Origin of the sequence: Nonomuraea fastidiosa (genome assembly GCF_042751225.1) — a bacterium.
Taxonomy (GTDB): Bacteria; Actinomycetota; Actinomycetes; order Streptosporangiales; family Streptosporangiaceae; genus Nonomuraea; species Nonomuraea fastidiosa.
This window is the reverse complement of sequence record NZ_CP170570.1, coordinates 4,782,800-4,799,692: the sequence shown is the minus strand read 5'-3', so window position 1 is coordinate 4,799,692 and position 16,893 is coordinate 4,782,800. Positions and strand designations below refer to the sequence as shown.

Below are 16,893 nucleotides of genomic sequence, written 5' to 3'. Positions count from 1 at the left end.
GTGCGCCACCCTGCGACAGTCCACGCCCGTGGACGGCACATGGGCCGCGACGCCCATGCAGCCCGACCACCGGAACCTCTCACTCGTCTCCCGCAGAGGGGGCCGACGCACCCTCCGAAGGGGACGGCACACCCTCCGAAGGGGACGGCACACCCTCCGAAGGGGACGGCACATCCCCAGAGGAGGCCGACGCGCCTTCAGAAGAGGCCGCCGCACCTTCCGAGCCGACCGGCACGTCCCCCAGACGCCCGTTCCCCCCTCCCCGCGGGAACCCGTGATCCTCCGTCGGCAGGCCGGGCCGCGGCCTGCGCGGGACCGGGAACAGGTTGAGCTGCACCTCGGAGACCCTGGCCCCCTCAGGCGCCGTCTCAGCATCCCGATTCCGCACCAAGTACGGCTCGATCAGCTTCTCGATCTCCTGGTTCAGGCACGCCAGCTCACGCGCGTTCACCCTGATGCGATGCCGGGCGAATCTGACCGCGTCGCGCCACTCCTGGGTCTCCTTCTCGACCTCCTGCAGCGCGCGTTCGGCCTCCTCATGCGCAGAACGCCGCAACGCGGCGATCAGATGCCGCTTGGCGGTCCGCACCTCGGGCTGGTCCTCGGGCTGGATGCCGACGGCGAGCCTGCGGTCGACGGCCCGCCACACCCGTTCCCTGCCGTCGCCGCGCGGGGGCGCGTCCTCGACGAAGCCGTACTTGGCGAGCATGCGCAGGTGATAGCTGGCGGCGCTGGGGGTGATGCCCGCGATCTCCGCGACCTCGGTGGCGGTGGCGCTCCCCTCCACGCCCAGCCGATTCAGGATCGCCAGTCTCGCAGGGTGCGCCAGCGCCCTCATCGCCTTGGGGTCGCTGAGCGTCGAAGTGTCGCCGGTCATGAGGCAACGGTACCCATCCTCAGACTATGAAAGGTTGCTTTCACAATTTATGAAGGGTTATCTTCACATCTATGAAGCATTCCCTTCACGATTCACCGGAGCCCGCGAAGGCCGCCCCGGTGCCCCTGCGCAAGCAGCGCGACTACCGGCTGCTGTGGACAGCCCGTACGATCTCGGTCACCGGTTCTGAGGTCTCCAAGCTGGCCATCCCGTTGACCGCCGTGGCACTGCTGGCCGCGTCCCCGGCGCAGATGGGGATGTTGACGGCGGCGGCGTCCGTACCGGCGCTGCTGTTCGGCCTTCAATCGGGAGCCATCGCCGACCGCCTCACCCGCCATCGGCCGCTGATGATCGCGTGCGAGCTGGTCTCCTGCGCCGCCGCGGTCACGGTGCCTCTGGCGTGGCTGCTCGGCGTGCTGAACGTGACCTGGCTGATCATCGTGGCGCTCGTCATCGGGACGGCGGGAGTGCTGTTCAGGGCGGCCAACTTCCCCCACGTCGCCTCCATCACAGGGCCCGAGCAGCGGACGGAGGCGATGGCGGGGCTTCAGACGACGTACTCGGTGGCCTCGGTCGCCGGTCCCAGCCTCGGCGGTCTGCTGGTGCAGCTTCTGACGGCGCCGCTGGCCGTACTGGCGGAGGCGCTGTCCTTCCTCGCCTCGGCCCTGTTGCTGCGCGCCATACGTACGCCTGAGCGGAACACGCCCGCCGTCTCCAAAGGCATGTGGCGCGACATCCTGGAGGGCCTGAAGGTGAACATCACGCACCCGGTGCTCCGCGCGCTGCTGTTCGCCGGCGTGACGATCAACTTCTTCGCCATGGCGTACACGGCGGTCTACATGCTCTACATGGTCAACACGCTGAACATCCCCAAGGGCCTGATCGGCGTACTGATCGCTTTCAGCGGTGCCGGCGGCCTCCTGGGCGCGTGGCTGACCGCCCGCCTCTCCAAGAGGTACGGCGAGAACCGGATACTCCTCGTGGTCGTGCTCTTCTTCCCCCTGGAGATCCTCACCGTCGGCCTGATCTCCGGCCCGCTGTGGTGGAAGTTCGGTGTTCTGGCACTGACTGGTACGGCCGTCGGCGTCATCGTGGTCTCCTTCGCCACCTGCATGAACGCCATCGTCCTGCAGGAGACCGACCCGCAGCTGCGGGGCCGGGTGAACGCCACGATGACGTTCGCCATTCAGGGCGTGCTGTCGCTCGGCGGCCTGGTGGGCGGCTTCCTGGCGGAGATCATCGGCCTACGCCCCGTGATCATCGTCTGCGCCGGCGGCATAGCCCTGGCCACGTTCTGGATCTGGTTCTCCCCCATCCGCCCCGGCCACCGCCGCCCCACCCGCCCGATCACCCCGTCACCGCCTCCCAGCACGGAACCCTTCATCACCACGAAACGCCACTCCGCCCCCTGACCACCACCCCACCCGCGCCCGCTGCCCTCGGCCCCTGCCGGCCCCGCCATCACCCGGCTTCGGCTCGGCCCTGTGCGATAGCCGACTCGCCACACCCCGGTCGCCAGACCACCATCGCGCCCCACCACCACAGCGTCGCCCTGAACCACCGTCACGATCAGTTGCCATTGCCGCCCCGCCTCAGCAACTCCTCCACAGCCCAACCCTGCTGATCTCCTCCCATCCACAGAACGACGTTCACCGCCCCGCCGAACCCACCGCACCGGCCAGACTCCCGCGCATGAACGTCGCACCCCCTCACCAACCACCGACCCTCAACGCCCTCGAACCCCTCGAAGCGACACCTGCCAGCAGACACCCCACACCCCTGCCTCCAGGCCACCCCAGCGCCACTCAAGGCCAGTCTTGCTGTCCGACCAGAGCCCGCACCCTCCATCCACTGAGCGAGGCCCGCACCCGTTATCCACTGAGCCAGGCCCGCACCCAACCAGCCCGATACACACCGAAGAGAGCCCGCACCCAACCTGCCCAGTACTCACCGAAGAGAGCCCGCACTCAACCTGCCCGGTACACACTGACCAGACCCTGCACCCAGCCTGCCCGCATCAAGATCGCCCTCTTCACAACCCTCATAACCGCATTCACGCTCCTCCCCCTCCCAGCGATCCCAGCAAGGGCCTCGCCCCCGACCGAAGCCCTCACCTGGCGCTGGCCCCTGCACGGACAGCCCAGGATCCTGCGCCGCTTCGCTCCGCCGCCCAAGCCCTGGCTGGCCGGCCACCGCGGCATCGACCTGGCCGCCCCGGTAGCCACCCCGGTCCTGGCAGCAGGCCCCGGCACCATCCGCTTCGCAGGCCCGGTAGCGGGGAAGGGCGTGGTGACCATCGATCACCCGAACGGCCTGCGCACCACGTACCTCCCCGTGAAGCCCTCCGTGTCCCGAGGCCACCAGGTGACCCCAGGCACCGAGATAGGTGTCATCGACGGCTCAAAACCGCACTGCCCGGAGTCCTGCCTGCACTGGGGCCTCATCCGAGACGCCCACTACCTCAACCCCCTCCACCTGCTCGGCCACGCCCCCACCCGCCTCCTCCCCTTCTGGCCCCAGGCTGGCAACCGCTTCACGCACGACCGCAGCACCACCGTCACCCCACACCCCACCGCAATGCCTTCCGCTGTGCCTCAACACGCACCGATCGGCAACACTCGGCCCTTCGACGCAATCCCACGCCAGATCACCGACCCCTTCGACGCAGTCCCGCGCCAGATCACCGAACCCTCCGACGCAGACCTACACCGAGCCACCAAGCCCGCCGACAGCCACCCCTCGTTCACCGCACTCGCACACCACTCACCGGTCGCCGGCGCACTCCCAGCCCTGGATCCCCGTGCACTCCCAACCCCGTCCACAAGCACCACCAAGCAAACGATCGCGATCACACCACCCGCCACCGCACCCAACGCATCAGCGACAGCCACAACCCAACCCCCAGCCAACACCCTGGCCACCACGGGAGAAAGATGGCCGGAAGCTGAGGTCATCAGATTGGCCGACAGCGCAGGCGACACGGCATCCGCCCCCTTGGCAGACGTCAGGAGCGTCAGAAGCAGTCCCAACACACAGACCACCGCCGGAGACATCCAGGGGACCGAAACAGCACTTGACGCACCCACCAATGGCACGGCAGAGACGCGGGCCGCCACCGAGCCTCAGGAACTCACAACGAAAGCCTCGAAAAGCACGCGCCGCCACCCACGAACCACCACGGACAGCCCGGACCCGATCCCCACCCTCATACGAGCCGCGTCCTACCCACTCACTACGGCCCTGGCCGTAACAGCCCTCTTGGCATCACTGCTCCTCATAGCGCTCCGATGCCACAAACACCGAGGCCACCGAACCACACCCCGCCGCCGAACTGCTACCAAAGGCCAACACCGCAAGCGCCGCCCTCACCGCCCCCGCCGCCAAAGATCAAGACCGAGAAACCACCATCATTCTTGACCCACGCCCCACCCGCGCCCCGCCTGCCTTCCCCGTACCCACACCAGCCCTAACCCCCGCCGACCCCCCACGATGACGACACGACGCAACCACGACGGGGCGGGGACGGGACGGGACAGAAGCCACACCCCAACGGCCCTAATCGCGCCCGCTAGCCGGGAGCACGGTTGCCCCCAAACCAGACCACCCACCGCAAACACTGGCCGCTGCCGCAAGACCCGAGACTCTAGCCCCCCCGCCGGCCCCCGACCTCACCCAGCAAGCACAAGTCGCCCAAGCCACTCAATCAGCACCAAACCCAGCAATTAGCCCGCCAAAATCAATGACCCCAAGCATCAAGCCCGCCCGCCTGATCACCGACCCAAATACCCGAGCCGACCTGCTCGATCACTGATCCCAAACACTCAAACCCACCCCCCGATCATCAACCTCAAACACCCGAGCCCACCCGCCCGATCACCAACCCCAAACACCCGAGCCCACCCGCCCGATCACTGGCCCCAACACCCGAGCCCGCTCGAGCCTCCGAACTAAACCCTCGGGACCGCCCACTAACTCAAGCCGCCTTGACCACCGAGCAGCCCTCAATCACAGAACCGCCCTGATCAGCCCAGCCCTGACCCTGAAACCCGCGCCCTGAGCCCTGAGCGCTGAACGCTAATCGCTAAGTGCTGAGCACTCGAAGGATGGAGGATCAAGCCCTTGGATGCGCCTGCCGATAGGCCGCCCGCAACCGCTCAATCGACACATGCGTATAGATCTGCGTGGAGTTCAGCGACGCATGCCCCAGCAGTTCCTGAACGCTACGCAGATCCGCACCCCCTTCGAGCAGGTGCGTGGCCGCACTGTGCCGCAACCCATGCGGCCCCATGTCGGGCGCCCCCTCCACCTGCGCCAACCTCGCATGCACGACCCGCCGCACGGTCCCCGCGTCGATACGACCACCACGTACGCCCAAGAACAGCGCCGGCCCCGACCCGGCCCGTACCCACCTAGGCCGCCCGTGGATGCACCACCGATCCAACGCCCGCAACGCCGGCGCCCCGAACGGCACCACCCGCTCTTTACGCCCCTTGCCCAGTACCTTGATGACGTTCCGCTCCCGATCCACGTCATCGACATCGAGCGCACACAGCTCGCTCACCCGCACCCCGGTCGCGTACAGCAACTCGAGCATCGCCTGGTCCCGCAGCTCCTTCGGGTCAGCGGTGGAGGCCACATTCAACACGGCCTCCGCCTGCCGCTGATCAAGCACCGCAGGCAGCTCACGCCCTGCCTTGGCACTCCCCAGCAACAACCCCGGATCGTTCTCCAGCCACCCCCGCCGATGGCAGTAGGCGGTGAACGTACGGGCGCAGGCCGTGCGCCGAGCCAGCGTGGCCCGAGCCTTCCCCGCCGCATGCTGCTCAGCCAGCCACTCTCTCAGAGTCCCGATATCAAGCGCCTCCAGCCGCCCACCCAGGTGATCGAGCAGCGAGTTCACATCCCCCAGGTACGCCCGAACGGTATGAGGCGAAAGATCCCGCTCCAGCCGCAAATACCGCCCGAACTCCGCCACAACCTCATCCCGATCCACACCCATCTCCCTCCACATCCCCCAAATCTGCCCCAAGCCCTAGCCCGCACCAACCCCAACACACAGACACCCGGGCGAAGGCCACCTGAACGCGCTAGGGAGGAACTGGAGCGAGGGCCGAAGACGGCCTCGCACGCCACACATCCGGGGGAACCACGGACAGTCCATCCAGGAGGTTCACGTCCACGGACGTGGTGTATGACTCGATCTTGGCGTGATCCTGTTTCTGCGGGTTAAGCGGTAAGTGTCTGTGGGAGCGGGTTCTGGGTGGGTGTGCGAGGCCCCCCAGTCAGTCATCCCCGGCGGGCCCGAGTCGCCGGGGATCACGTGATGGCCGTCTTCATTTCACGACGCCACGCCTGTGACCAGGCCACTCGTACACCACCCCTGTGGACGAACCCAGGAGCCACGCACAAGCTCGTCCGGAGATCGCGCACAGGACTATCCGGGGACTACGCACAGGGCCCGTCCGGGAATCGTGCACACATCAGTCTGGGAGCCGTCAGAGCCATACGCCTCGCTCAGCTCCCCTCGCTCATCCGCCGAGCCAGTGGCACCTCGTGGCGAATGGCAAGGAGCATCACGTGCACTGGCGGAGCTGGTGAGTCGGCATCCCCGACCTCGGTTCATCGCTCACTGAACCCAGTGAACACTCGGGAGTGTGCACCAGCCCCTGCGGCGTGCAACGGGCTTTCCCGCCACCAATCCTCTCCGCCAGCATCGCCTCGCCCCCACAACCAGGTCCTCTTCCAGCATCGCCACACCCACCCGCCACCACAGTCCCCTCCGCCGACATCCTCGCCCCGCCGACAAGGTCCTCTTCCAGCATCGCCTCGCGCGCCCGCCGCCACGGTCCCCTCTCCCCGCAGCGCCTCGCCCTTCCAGCAGCATGGCGGCCGCCCAGGTGCCATCAACGTGCAGCTATCGCGCCCGGCCAGGAGCATGCCTCCACCCTCACCGGTGCGTTCACCAACGCCATCATGGCAGGACGGGTGACGCACAAAGCGACCGCGTCGGCCACGTCGTCGAAGGTCAGCGGGGGCTGGCCCGCCCACGTCGAGCGTGATCCACCTCGCCGGTCTCGGCGCGCGACGTGGCGGCCATGGCAGGGACGCGAGCATGAGCCGCACGCCTCTGGCCACTGATCTCGACCATCGATGGCGGCGATGTGTCGCCCTTCGTGCTCCTCGTACGCTGCGCGACCGGCCTGAGCCGGCGCGCCGCCGCACACTTCGTCAATCGAAGTGGTCGTCTGGTGGGGGTGGGATGTCGGCTGGGTCGGGCTCCGGGGACAGCGGGGGTTGGAGGGCGGCGGAGTCGGGGGCTTTGCGGTAGGAGGTGGTCTGCTTGCGGAGGCGCCAGCCGCGAGGGGTGCGTTCGATGTACCCGGCGGCGGCCAGGCCGCCCAGGGCGCTCAGGGCCACGTCCAGCGTCACGCCTGCCGCCACAGCTATCGAGGCCGGGCCGGCGCCGCCGCGCGTGGGGACGGCGTCGAGCACCTTCTTCGTGGGTTCGTTGAGCCGGTCTCTGGGGACGACGGGTGCACGCACCTGCGGGGCCGCGTCGTCGCCCATCAGGCCGACCAGGTCGATCATGTCCTCGGGCGAAGTGATGCAGACGGCCTTGCGTTCGCGCAAGAGCCTGTGACACCCGGCGGACATGGACGAGGTGATCGGGCCTGGGACCGCTCCCAGGTGCCGGTTGAGGGACAGGGCGTGGGCGGCGGTGTTGAGGGCGCCGCTGCGAATGGCGGCCTCCACCACCACCGTTCCTCGCGACAGGGCCGCTATGAGACGGTTTCTGATGAGGAAACGCGCGCGGGTCGGGTGGACGCCGGGCGGGCACTCGCTGATCACGACTCCCTGTTCCCTGATGGCGGCGAACAACGTCTCGTGGCTGCTGGGGTAGCAGACGTCCACGCCGCAGGCCAGGACCGCGACCGTCGGTGAGCCGGACGCCAGGGCGCCTTTATGCGCGGCCGCGTCCACGCCGTACGCTCCGCCCGACACCACCGTCCACCCCGACTCACCGAGGCCCACCCCGAACTCGGCCGCCGCCTGCGAACCGTATGGGGTGGCGGCTCTCGCTCCGACCACGGCCACGGACTTCAGGCAGGAGAAGCGAAGGTCCGCGTCGCCGTGCGCCCAGAGGGCCAGGGCCGGCTTGGGCCGAGCTGGTCCAGTTGGGTGGGCCACTCCGGGTCGCCGGGCAAGATCAGGCGGGCTCCGGACTTCGTGCCTGCCTCGAGGTCGGCCGCCGGGTTGGCGGCGGCGAGACGGACGTACCAGGTGTGCAGGCGAGCCGTCAGGTCCGGCGGGCGCTCCTGCTGGGCTTCCTCCGCCACGAACTCCGGCGGCAAGGCTCGGGAACGGATCGCCTCGACGGCTTGGCGGGCACCGTACCGGGCGACGAGGCGGCCCATGATGACGTCGCCTACGTCGCAGGCGCGCATGAGCGCAGCCCTGGCCTCCGCCTCGCTGCTCATCCCCTGACTGCCGGGTCCGGAAGTTTCGCGCCCTGTCCAGGTTCTGGTTCTGGCTCTGGCTCTGGCTCGGACTCGGGCTTCTGCTGGGGTTTCGGTCCTCGCCGCCTCCATGCCAGTTTTTGTGCCGGTTTGGTGCCCAGCACCTGCTGCGGTCTCCGGCCCGCTACCAGTGCTGGTGGTGCCGGGGTTGGTGTCCGGCGCGGCTTCGGTGCCCGATCCAGGCTCGGTCTCCGGTCTGGCTTCCGTCCGCGTTCGCATGTTCGCTGGCGCGACTTCGGTTAGCGGCCCACCATCGGTCCGCGGCCCACCATCGGTCCGCGGCCCACCATCGGTCCGCGGTCCGACTTCGGTCCGCGGTTCGACTTTCCCCGGCGCAGCTTCGGTCTCCGGTCCGATATCGGTCTGCGCCTCGGTGACGGGCTCCGGCTTGAAGCCGGTGGCCGTCCCGCCGTCCGTGCATACGCCGGCTTCCAAACCAGGCTGGGTGCCAGCGCTCATCCCGGGGGACGTGTCCGGCGCAGCTTCGGACCAGGGTCCGACTTCGGTTCCCGGCCCGCCCTCGGCCCCGCCCATGGCTGGGGTTCGGGTGCCGGGGGTGATGCCGCTCCTCGGGGCTGTTGCGGTGGACGTGTTGGTCTTGGCGGCGGTGAAACCATCGGTCTCGGCCACGGGGTGGGGTTCTGCGCTGGCGTGTGTGCTGGTCGCGACTTCGGTGCGCGCCTCGGCGCTTTGTGCTTTTACGGCGCTCGGGTGGCCGGTCGCACGAGCCTCGACGCTCGGAAGTGGTGTGGCGCTCGACTTCTCGTATGTACGGGCTCCGGTCCGCGACTCGGTCGTGCCGGCTTGGGCGGCCGGTGTCTCCGTGTTCCTCAAGTGGTCGGTGGTCCAGTGATCGCCTGGGTATCCGGAGGTCGACCCGGTTGGCGTGGGCGTCAGCGGTGCCTCGTGGCGAGCGGCAAGGGGTGTCACGTGGAGTGGCGGGGCTAGGGAGTCGGCATCCCCGGCAGCGGAGAAGCTGTCTCGGCAAGTTCGGTGCGACGTCTCGAAGGGGGTCGTGGAGTGCTGGGGTGGGCAGTAGGTAGCCTCGCCGACGGGCGACGTAAGCGTCGAGACGTCGGTCTCTTGTGCGAAGGCTGCACCGCCTGCTTCGGGTACGCGCCCCGGACCGGCATCCCCAGGCGTGAACGTTGCCCTGCCGTCTGTAGCGGTGTTCGCCGGAACGTTGCTCTCGGGTGGGACGCTTGGAACGCCCATGCCGGGTGGGATGTTCGCCGCAACGCCCGCGCCTGATGGGAAAGGCGGCAGGCCGTTCGGGTATGGCGTCGGGAAAGGGGTGCCGAGGCGTTCGAGGCTTGGCGTCTCGGTCACCTGCGGGTACGGCGCGGGCGGCGTGGGCAGCAGGGTCCGTGCCGTGCGTGAGGTGCCGCGTAGGGGTTGGCGGGGCGCGGGTGGGGTGGGGGTGATGGGCATGGGTGCTCCTTGAGGCAGCGAATCTGTCGGGTCAGGAGTGGGTGCCGAGCCAGAAGCCCAGGGCGGTGTTGGTCTCGTCTTGACCGGGGGCGTCCTTGTCGGCCAGGTCGGCGAGGGTCCAGGCCACGCGGACCACGCGGTCGAGGCCGCGCGCGGTGAGGGTGCCGGCGTCAAGGCAGGCCGTCATGGGACGCATGGCGTCGGCGGAAGGGCGGAACTCCGCGTGCAGGACAGAGGACGGGATCTCGGCGTTGGAGCGCCACGGGGTGCCGGCCAGGCGGGCGGCGGCGCGTTCGCGGGCGGCGAGTACGCGCTCCGCCACGACCTTGCTGCTCTCCACGAACTGGCGATCGGCCAGCAGTTCCCGCCGTGACGACCGGGCGACCATGACCTTCATGTCGATCCGGTCGAGCAGCGGCCCGGAGAGCCTGCCGATGTAGCGGCGCTTGACCGTCGGCGTACACCGGCAGGTGTCCTTCTGGTCGTCCGCCTGGGCGCAGGGGCACGGGTTCGCGGCCAGGACGAGCATGAACCTGGCGGGGAACGTCACCGACCCTACCGATCGCGACACCGTCACCTGCCCGGACTCCAGGGGCTGCCGCAGGGCGTCGAGCACGCTGCGCTGAAACTCGGGCGCCTCGTCCAGGAACAGCACGCCCCGGTGCGCCAGCGAGACGGCCCCAGGGCGTACGGTCGTGCTGCCGCCACCGATGATCGCCGCCGCCGTGGCCGTGTGATGCGGGCTGACGAAGGGCGGGCGCGACATCATCGGAGAGTCGGACGGCAGGGTGCCGGCTACGGAGTGGATGGCCGTGACCTCGAGGGCGTGGTCGAGCTTCAGGTCGGGCAGGAGCGTGGGAAGGCGCTCGGCGAGCATGGTCTTGCCGGTGCCGGGCGGGCCGAGCATCCACAGGTTGTGGCCGCCCGCCGCGCACACCTCAAGGGCTCTGCGGGCGACCGGCTGGCCCACGACGTCGGCCAGGTCCACGTCGGGTGCGGCGGTGGTCTGCAGCGGCTCGACGTGTTCTGTGGCGGGCTCTTCGCGCTCCTCGATGACGGGGCTCGGCGCGTCGTCGCCCTTGCGCAGCCACTCCACGAGCTGGCGCAGATCGCTGACGGGGACCACCTTTACGTCGGGCACGAGCACGGCCTCCGCCGTGTTCGCCGCCGGGACCACGACTGTGACGTCGCCGTGGCCGGCCGCCCCCAAGACGGAGGGGAGCACGCCGCGCACGCCTCTGATGCGGCCGTCTAGCCCGAGCTCACCGAGGAAGAACGGCTCCGCGATGCGCTCGGCGGGGACCACGCCCGCCGCCCCGAGTATCGCCACGGCGATGGCAAGATCGAATTGCGAACCGCGCTTGGGCAGGCTGGCCGGGAAGAGGCTGACGATGATGCGCGCGTCGGGCCACGGGTAGTGGCTGTTGACCATGGCCGACCTGACTCGGTCGCGGGCCTCGCTCAACGCCGTGTCGGGCAGGCCGATGAGGTGGATGCCGGCCAGGCCGTTGCCCACGTCGGCCTCCACCTCGACCGTGCGGCCCGCGACCCCCACCAGCGCCACACTTCGCGTACGGGCGACGGCCATCTAGATCGCCCCGCGTACGTGACGCAGCGAGAAGTCGCCCGCGAAGCGCTCGACGGCGATCACGTCCACCCGCACCGACTCGTACGAACGTGACTGGCCGGCCAGCCACATGGCGGCCAGCATCCGCAGCCTGGCCAGCTTGACCCGGCTCACCGACTCCAGCGCCGAGCCGTGTGACCTGCTCGATCTGGTCTTGACCTCGGCCACGACCAGGGTGCGGCCCTCTTCGGCGATGATGTCGATCTCGCCGTGGCGGCAGCGCCAGTTGCGTTCGAGCACAAGCATGCCCTGCGACTTGAGGTAGGCGGCCGCCAGGTGCTCGCCGCGTTTGCCCAGCTCTTGTTTGCTCTCCGTGGCCATTGCCGAACTCCGTCCTGTCGGTGGGTGCGGGGTGTGGCACGACCATCGCGGATGCGGGCCCAGCGAGAAGGGGCCGAACGGGATTCTGTGGATGAGGGGTCCAAGAGTGGCGACGCCTGTGGATGTGTGTCCGTGTGTCCCCGGGAGTGGTGACGGCTGTGGATGAGGAACCTGGGAGTGGTGACGGCGGTGGACGAGCGCCCTGGGAGTGGTGACGGCGGTGGACCAGCGCCCTGGGAGTGGTGACGGCGGTGCATGAACGCTCCGCCCGTGACGGTGACGGTCACTGTGGTGGAGCGGTGACGATCACTGCGATGGTGGCAGGGCGGTGCCGGTTGCGGTGTCGGGGTGCTGTTGGGTGGCGACGGTGGCATGCCCTCCCGCGGGAGGCCCTGGGAAGCACTGGGTTGCCCGTGTCGGGCGGTGACAGTAGCGGAATATCGGGGCGGGTAGTGACGGTGGCCGGCGCTGTCGGTGGAGGCACCCCCTCGTATCGGCGGGCCCTCTCGTATCGGCGGGCCCCCTCGTAGCGGTAGGCCCCCGTATCGGCGGGGCCCCTCGTATCGGCGGGCCCCCTCGTAGCGGTGGGACCCCTCGTATCGGCGGGCCCCTCGTAGCGGTGGGGCACCCCTTCGTGTACGTCGTTGCGGGCGCGTTCAGGAGAAGCGTCTGCCCTCGTCCCGCCGGTACGCCCACACCGCCGCGACCGCCATCCCCACCGTCCACACCGCGAGCATGACAAGCGGCACGACCTCAGGCAGGGTCCCGGCCACGGCCCACCAGATCAGCTCGGCCGCACCCCTGGCCGGCACGTACGGCGAGACGACCTGCACGAACCCGGGCAGAACCTGCGGCGGCAGCAGCAACCCGCCGAGCACCGCCATGGGGAAGAACAGCAGCTGCGCCACCGCCATGGCGGCCTTGAACGCCAGCACGTACCCGACGACCAGCCCCATCAGCATGAACGGCACCACGGCCACCACCAGCGCCCCCCACCCCAAGCAGCAGTCTGCCCGGTGTGACCGCCGCCTCCGTGAACAGCGCCCCCATCACCAGCACAGGGATCACCGAGAGCAGCATGACGGCCAGCGTGGACAGGATGCGCCCGGCGAAGCGCGGCAGCGGCCCCGCCGGCAGGGTGCGCAGGTACGGGCTCCACGGCTGCTCCCGGTCCTGCGCGACGGCGGTGCCGAGCCCGATCAGCGCGGACGACATGGCCCCGAACAGCATCAGCGAGCTTGTCGCCGTGGTCGCCGCCGCGGCGTCCTGGCCCGCGTACGGCACCACGAACGCCACCATCGCCACGGCCGGAAAGAACGCGGCGGCCAGCAGCCCGATCGGGGTCCTGATCTGCTCGATGAGCAGGAAACGGGTGTGCGCGAGCACGAGACTAGGCATCAACAGTCTCCTTGGAGGCGGTGAGCGCGAGGAAGGCTTCTTCGAGCGTGGCCGGCCTGATCTCCAGCCCGGAGAACGCCACTCCACTCCGCACCAGCTCCACCACCAACCGGTCGGGATCGCTGACGACCAGGTCGGCACGACCGTCCACGCGTTCGGCAGCGAGGACACCGGGCAGCTCGGGCAGCCGATCACAGGCGAACGAGACCCGCCGGGTGCCGACCATGCCCCGCACGGCCCGCATGGTGCCGTCGGCCAGCACACGGCCATGCCCGACGACCACGACCCGCTGGGCCAGCGCCTCGACCTCCTCCAGGTAGTGGCTGGTGAGCAGGACGGTGCCGCCTTCCTCATGGAACGCCCTGATGCCGTCCCAGAGCGCCCGCCGGCCCTCGACGTCCAGCCCGGTCGTGGGCTCGTCCAGGAACACCTTCCACGGTCTCCCCACGAACGCCGGCGCCACCCCCAGCCGCCGCCGCTGCCCGCCGGACAGCCCGCCGACCTGCCGCCCGGCGAGGCCATCCAGGCCGAAGCGGGCGAGCAGCTCAGCCGTGTCAGCGTGATCGGGGAAGTGCGCGGCGACGAACGAGACGATCTCGCCCACCCGCTGCGATTCCGGCAGCCCGGTCTCCTGCGGAGTCACGCCGATACCGCGCCGCAGCACGGGGTCGCCCGGCGCACCGCCGAGCAGCTCGACCGTGCCCGACGTCGGCCTGCGCAGACCGGTGAAGAGGTTGATGAGGGTGGATTTGCCGGCGCCGTTCGGGCCGAGCAGCCCGACCAGCTCGCCCGCCCGGATGTCGAGCGAGACGCCGTCGAGCGCGCGCACCTCGCCGTAGCGGCGCGTGACGTCGATCGCTCGGGCGAGGACCGTCATGGGGTTCTCCTGTCTGTACGCGACCGGGAAGCGACCGGGCTCACCGCCGTACCAGCCCGCCTACGAGGACGGCACCCACGACGAGATGCATCACGACCAGCACCGACATCGCCGCACCGCCCACGGCACCGCCGAGAGGCCCCCATCCGCACGGACAGCACGATCCCGGCGAGGGGCACCGCCAGAGCCCAGACGGCCAGGGCGATCGCGGCGGCGACGAGCACGGCGAGCGGTCTTCTGACGGAGCCGAGCGGCCCTCGTGTGGACGTTCGGACGGAGGCACGTGAGCTTGGGGTAGGAGCGTTCATGCCGCCAACCATGACCGAGCGCCCCTACCCACCGCATCGGGCGCGAGGTCGCGACGCCCCCTCCCCCGGTGGGGGACGTCTCCGACTTTGGTAGGTGATGCCCTGTCCGGCGCGCGGGCCAGCCTGGCCCGATGTACCCGTTCCGCCCCTCGTACCCTCTCGCCATCGCCATCATCATCCTGGCGACGGGCACGCTCACCGGCGTCACGTTGTGGGCCGTGGCCGACCAGGCGAGCTGGGCGCTGGACGTGGCGGTCGCGGTGGCGAGCCTGGCGGCGGCCCTGGCCCAGCTATGGTGGCCGGTACGCGGCGCGCTGGCCGCGACGCTCCTGGCCACGCTGTCCCCGGTGGCGACGCCGGCGGCGACGTTGGGCGCGTTGCAGGTGGCGCAGCGCAGGCGGTTCCCGGTGGCGGCGGGGGTGGCGGCCGCGGGCATGGCGGCCCACCTGGTGCAGGGCCTGTGGCGGCCCAGCTCCGGCATCTCGCTGCCGTGGTGGCTGCTGCTGATCTGCGCCGCGTACGGTGCCCTCCTCGGCTGGGGCGCGCTGGCCCGCTCGCGCCGCGCCCTGCTCGCCTCGCTGCACGAACGCGCCCGCCGGGCCGAGGCCGAGCAGGGCCGCCGGGTGGCGGAGGCCCGTGCGGCCGAGCGTCGTCTGCTGGCCAGGGAGATGCACGACGTTCTGGCCCACCGCCTGTCCCTGGTGGCCACGCACGCGGGCGCGCTGGAGTACCGTCCCGAGGCCTCCCCCGAGCAGCTCGCACGAGCGGCGGGGGTGGTCCGTACGGGGGTGCGGCAGGCGCTGGAGGAGCTGCGGCAGGTGATCAGCCTGCTGCGCGAGCAGGACGACGAGCGGGACGAGTTCGAGCCGCCTCCCGGCCTGGCCGACCTGCCCGGCCTGATCGGGGAGGCGCGGGAGGCAGGACAGCCGGTACGGCTGCGCGACGAGGTGACCGGCACCCCACCACCCCGGTGGACAAGACCGCCTCCGGGTGATCCAGGAGGGCCTCACCTACGCCCGCAAACACGCCCCCGGCCAGCCGGTCGAGGTCCGCAGATCGTGGAGGCGGTCACGAGGGTGGCGGCGGGCGATCCCATCCTGTCGCCACGCGTCACCAGGCGTCTGATGGAGCGGACGATCGCCCAGGCGGGCGCCTACGAGCGGGCCAGGGCCGCGCTGGCGGTGCTGACGCCGCGCGAGCACGAGGTGGCGCTGGCCATCGCGCGGGGACGTACGAACGCCGACATCGCCGAAGACCTCTCGATGGGCGTCACGACCGTGAAGGCCCACGTCTCCAGCATCCTGGCCAAGCTCGACCTGGACAACCGCACCCAGATCGCGCTCCTGGCCCACGACGCGGGGCTCACGTAGAGACGCGGGGCTCACGCAGAACGGCGCGTGCTCCACGTAGACCAGGACGTGGGCCTCACGTAGAACACGGCGCGGGGCTCACGTAGCGGCGAAGGCGCTCCTCCCGGCGAGCGAGCGCTATCCCGCGAACCCCTCCTTGGGCATCTCGAGGTCCGCCTTGGCGAGCTCTTCCACGTTGACGTCCTTGAACGTCACCACGCGCACGTTCTTGACGAACCGCGCAGGCCGGTACATGTCCCACACCCAGGCGTCCTGCATCTTCACATCGAAGAAGACGTCGCCGTTCTCCGCGGTACGGACGTCGAGATCGACCGAGTTGGTCAGATAGAACCGCCGCTCAGTCTCCACCACGTATGTGAACAAACCGACGACATCCCGGTATTCGCGGTAAAGCTGCAGCTCCATCTCGGTTTCGTACTTTTCGAGATCCTCTGCGCTCATCGCGGTCCTCCTGTCGTACCGGTCCCCCGGTGTGCCTGCTCAGGCAACCCCGGCCCCCAATTCATTCTCACCCATCCCCCTCGCCACCGTGACGAAGGAGTAACGGTGATCGGGACACGGGCCGTGCGTCTCCAGCGCCAGCCGATGTCCCGGTGTGACGTACCCCTTGTGCTCGGCGAAGCCGTAGTGCGGGTAGCGCTCGTCGAGCGCGACCATGATGCGGTCTCGGGTCACCTTGGCCACGATCGACGCGGCCGCCACGCACGCGGCCACCTGGTCCCCCTTCCACACGGCCAGTGACGGTGCCGGCAGCCCCGGAACCGGGAAACCGTCCGTCAGGATGTACTCCGGGTCACATGGCAACTGTGCGACGGCTCGCCGCATTCCTGCGACGTTGCATTTGTGCAGACCTTTTGCGTCGATCTCCCCAGGCGGGATGACCACTATGCCGACGTGGGAGACGCGCATGATCTGCTCGTAGAGGCGTTCGCGCACCACCGGGCTCAGCAGCTTGGAGTCGCCGAGCCCGGGGACCTGCTTGCGCAGGATGACGGCCGCCACCACCAGCGGGCCCGCGCACGCGCCGCGGCCGGCCTCGTCGACGCCCGCGATGGGGGCGAGGCCGCGGCGGGCGAGCGCCCGCTCATAGGCGTAGAGTCCGGAATCGCGCCGGACGACGCTCGGTCGAGGGCGGAACGCTACTGTCATGACACAGGCAGCGTACGC

12 protein-coding genes and 2 pseudogenes are annotated in these 16,893 nt (G+C 69.7%); 4 read left to right on the top strand and 10 right to left on the bottom strand.

What is annotated here, in order from left to right; all coding sequences use genetic code 11:
• Positions 1 to 79: 79 nt before the first annotated feature.
• Positions 80 to 877: an ArsR/SmtB family transcription factor gene (locus tag ACFMQL_RS22385; RefSeq protein ID WP_378786876.1), complete on the bottom strand. Its 798-nt coding sequence runs from the start codon at positions 875 to 877 to the stop codon at positions 80 to 82.
• A gap of 71 nt (positions 878 to 948) precedes the next feature.
• Here ACFMQL_RS22385 and ACFMQL_RS22380 point away from each other — a divergent pair, with 71 nt between their 5' ends.
• Complete coding sequence (locus ACFMQL_RS22380) at positions 949 to 2,289, top strand: MFS transporter (RefSeq protein WP_378786874.1); 1,341 nt, start codon at positions 949 to 951, stop codon at positions 2,287 to 2,289.
• Positions 2,290 to 2,569: 280 nt separating this feature from the next.
• Positions 2,570 to 4,294 carry a peptidoglycan DD-metalloendopeptidase family protein gene (locus tag ACFMQL_RS22375; RefSeq protein ID WP_378786872.1) on the top strand — a complete coding sequence of 575 codons (1,725 nt, stop codon included), beginning with the start codon at positions 2,570 to 2,572 and terminating at the stop codon, positions 4,292 to 4,294.
• A gap of 694 nt (positions 4,295 to 4,988) precedes the next feature.
• Here the strand turns inward: ACFMQL_RS22375 and ACFMQL_RS22370 are convergent.
• From ACFMQL_RS22370 to ACFMQL_RS22340, 7 genes are all read right to left on the bottom strand, one after another.
• A complete protein-coding gene (locus ACFMQL_RS22370; RefSeq protein WP_364070106.1) occupies positions 4,989 to 5,876 on the bottom strand; it encodes a tyrosine recombinase XerC in 888 nt (295 codons plus the stop codon).
• A gap of 1,229 nt (positions 5,877 to 7,105) precedes the next feature.
• Positions 7,106 to 7,972: a DNA-processing protein DprA gene (gene dprA, locus ACFMQL_RS22365; RefSeq protein WP_378786870.1), complete on the bottom strand. Its 867-nt coding sequence runs from the start codon at positions 7,970 to 7,972 to the stop codon at positions 7,106 to 7,108.
• 5 nt (positions 7,973 to 7,977) lie between these two features.
• The gene (locus tag ACFMQL_RS22360) at positions 7,978 to 8,355 is read right to left on the bottom strand and encodes a hypothetical protein (RefSeq protein ID WP_378786868.1); all 378 of its coding nucleotides are present in this window, start codon (positions 8,353 to 8,355) and stop codon (positions 7,978 to 7,980) included.
• Positions 8,356 to 9,856: 1,501 nt separating this feature from the next.
• Positions 9,857 to 11,413, bottom strand: coding sequence for a YifB family Mg chelatase-like AAA ATPase (locus ACFMQL_RS22355; protein ID WP_378786866.1), 1,557 nt, complete (start codon positions 11,411 to 11,413; stop codon positions 9,857 to 9,859).
• Positions 11,414 to 11,773: a YraN family protein gene (locus tag ACFMQL_RS22350; protein ID WP_378786864.1), complete on the bottom strand. Its 360-nt coding sequence runs from the start codon at positions 11,771 to 11,773 to the stop codon at positions 11,414 to 11,416. It lies immediately after the preceding gene.
• Positions 11,774 to 12,429: 656 nt separating this feature from the next.
• Positions 12,430 to 12,774 (bottom strand): hypothetical protein, encoded by a 345-nt coding sequence (locus tag ACFMQL_RS22345; protein ID WP_378786862.1) that lies wholly within the window; start codon positions 12,772 to 12,774, stop codon positions 12,430 to 12,432.
• 389 nt (positions 12,775 to 13,163) lie between these two features.
• Positions 13,164 to 14,048 carry an ABC transporter ATP-binding protein gene (locus ACFMQL_RS22340; protein ID WP_364070095.1) on the bottom strand — a complete coding sequence of 295 codons (885 nt, stop codon included), beginning with the start codon at positions 14,046 to 14,048 and terminating at the stop codon, positions 13,164 to 13,166.
• A gap of 439 nt (positions 14,049 to 14,487) precedes the next feature.
• Here ACFMQL_RS22340 and ACFMQL_RS22335 point away from each other — a divergent pair.
• Positions 14,488 to 15,141: pseudogene (locus ACFMQL_RS22335) on the top strand (histidine kinase); the annotation flags it as partial.
• A gap of 267 nt (positions 15,142 to 15,408) precedes the next feature.
• Positions 15,409 to 15,726, top strand: a pseudogene (locus tag ACFMQL_RS22330) (response regulator transcription factor); the annotation flags it as partial.
• 117 nt (positions 15,727 to 15,843) lie between these two features.
• On the opposite strand, the gene ACFMQL_RS22325 reads toward ACFMQL_RS22330, so the two are convergent.
• Positions 15,844 to 16,167 carry a DUF2469 domain-containing protein gene (locus tag ACFMQL_RS22325; RefSeq protein WP_364070092.1) on the bottom strand — a complete coding sequence of 108 codons (324 nt, stop codon included), beginning with the start codon at positions 16,165 to 16,167 and terminating at the stop codon, positions 15,844 to 15,846.
• 39 nt (positions 16,168 to 16,206) lie between these two features.
• Positions 16,207 to 16,875, bottom strand: coding sequence for a ribonuclease HII (locus ACFMQL_RS22320; RefSeq protein ID WP_364070090.1), 669 nt, complete (start codon positions 16,873 to 16,875; stop codon positions 16,207 to 16,209).
• Positions 16,876 to 16,893: the final 18 nt, after the last annotated feature.

Coding starts and splice junctions, on each gene's coding strand:
- ACFMQL_RS22320 (WP_364070090.1), bottom strand. CDS start 16,875: ATGACAGTAGCGTTCCGCCCTCGACCGAGCGTCGTCCGGCGCGATTCC.
- ACFMQL_RS22370 (WP_364070106.1), bottom strand. CDS start 5,876: ATGGGTGTGGATCGGGATGAGGTTGTGGCGGAGTTCGGGCGGTATTTG.
- ACFMQL_RS22385 (WP_378786876.1), bottom strand. CDS start 877: ATGACCGGCGACACTTCGACGCTCAGCGACCCCAAGGCGATGAGGGCG.
- ACFMQL_RS22340 (WP_364070095.1), bottom strand. CDS start 14,048: ATGACGGTCCTCGCCCGAGCGATCGACGTCACGCGCCGCTACGGCGAG.
- ACFMQL_RS22375 (WP_378786872.1), top strand. CDS start 2,570: ATGAACGTCGCACCCCCTCACCAACCACCGACCCTCAACGCCCTCGAA.
- ACFMQL_RS22350 (WP_378786864.1), bottom strand. CDS start 11,773: ATGGCCACGGAGAGCAAACAAGAGCTGGGCAAACGCGGCGAGCACCTG.
- ACFMQL_RS22355 (WP_378786866.1), bottom strand. CDS start 11,413: ATGGCCGTCGCCCGTACGCGAAGTGTGGCGCTGGTGGGGGTCGCGGGC.
- ACFMQL_RS22360 (WP_378786868.1), bottom strand. CDS start 8,355: ATGAGCAGCGAGGCGGAGGCCAGGGCTGCGCTCATGCGCGCCTGCGAC.
- ACFMQL_RS22380 (WP_378786874.1), top strand. CDS start 949: ATGAAGCATTCCCTTCACGATTCACCGGAGCCCGCGAAGGCCGCCCCG.
- ACFMQL_RS22325 (WP_364070092.1), bottom strand. CDS start 16,167: ATGAGCGCAGAGGATCTCGAAAAGTACGAAACCGAGATGGAGCTGCAG.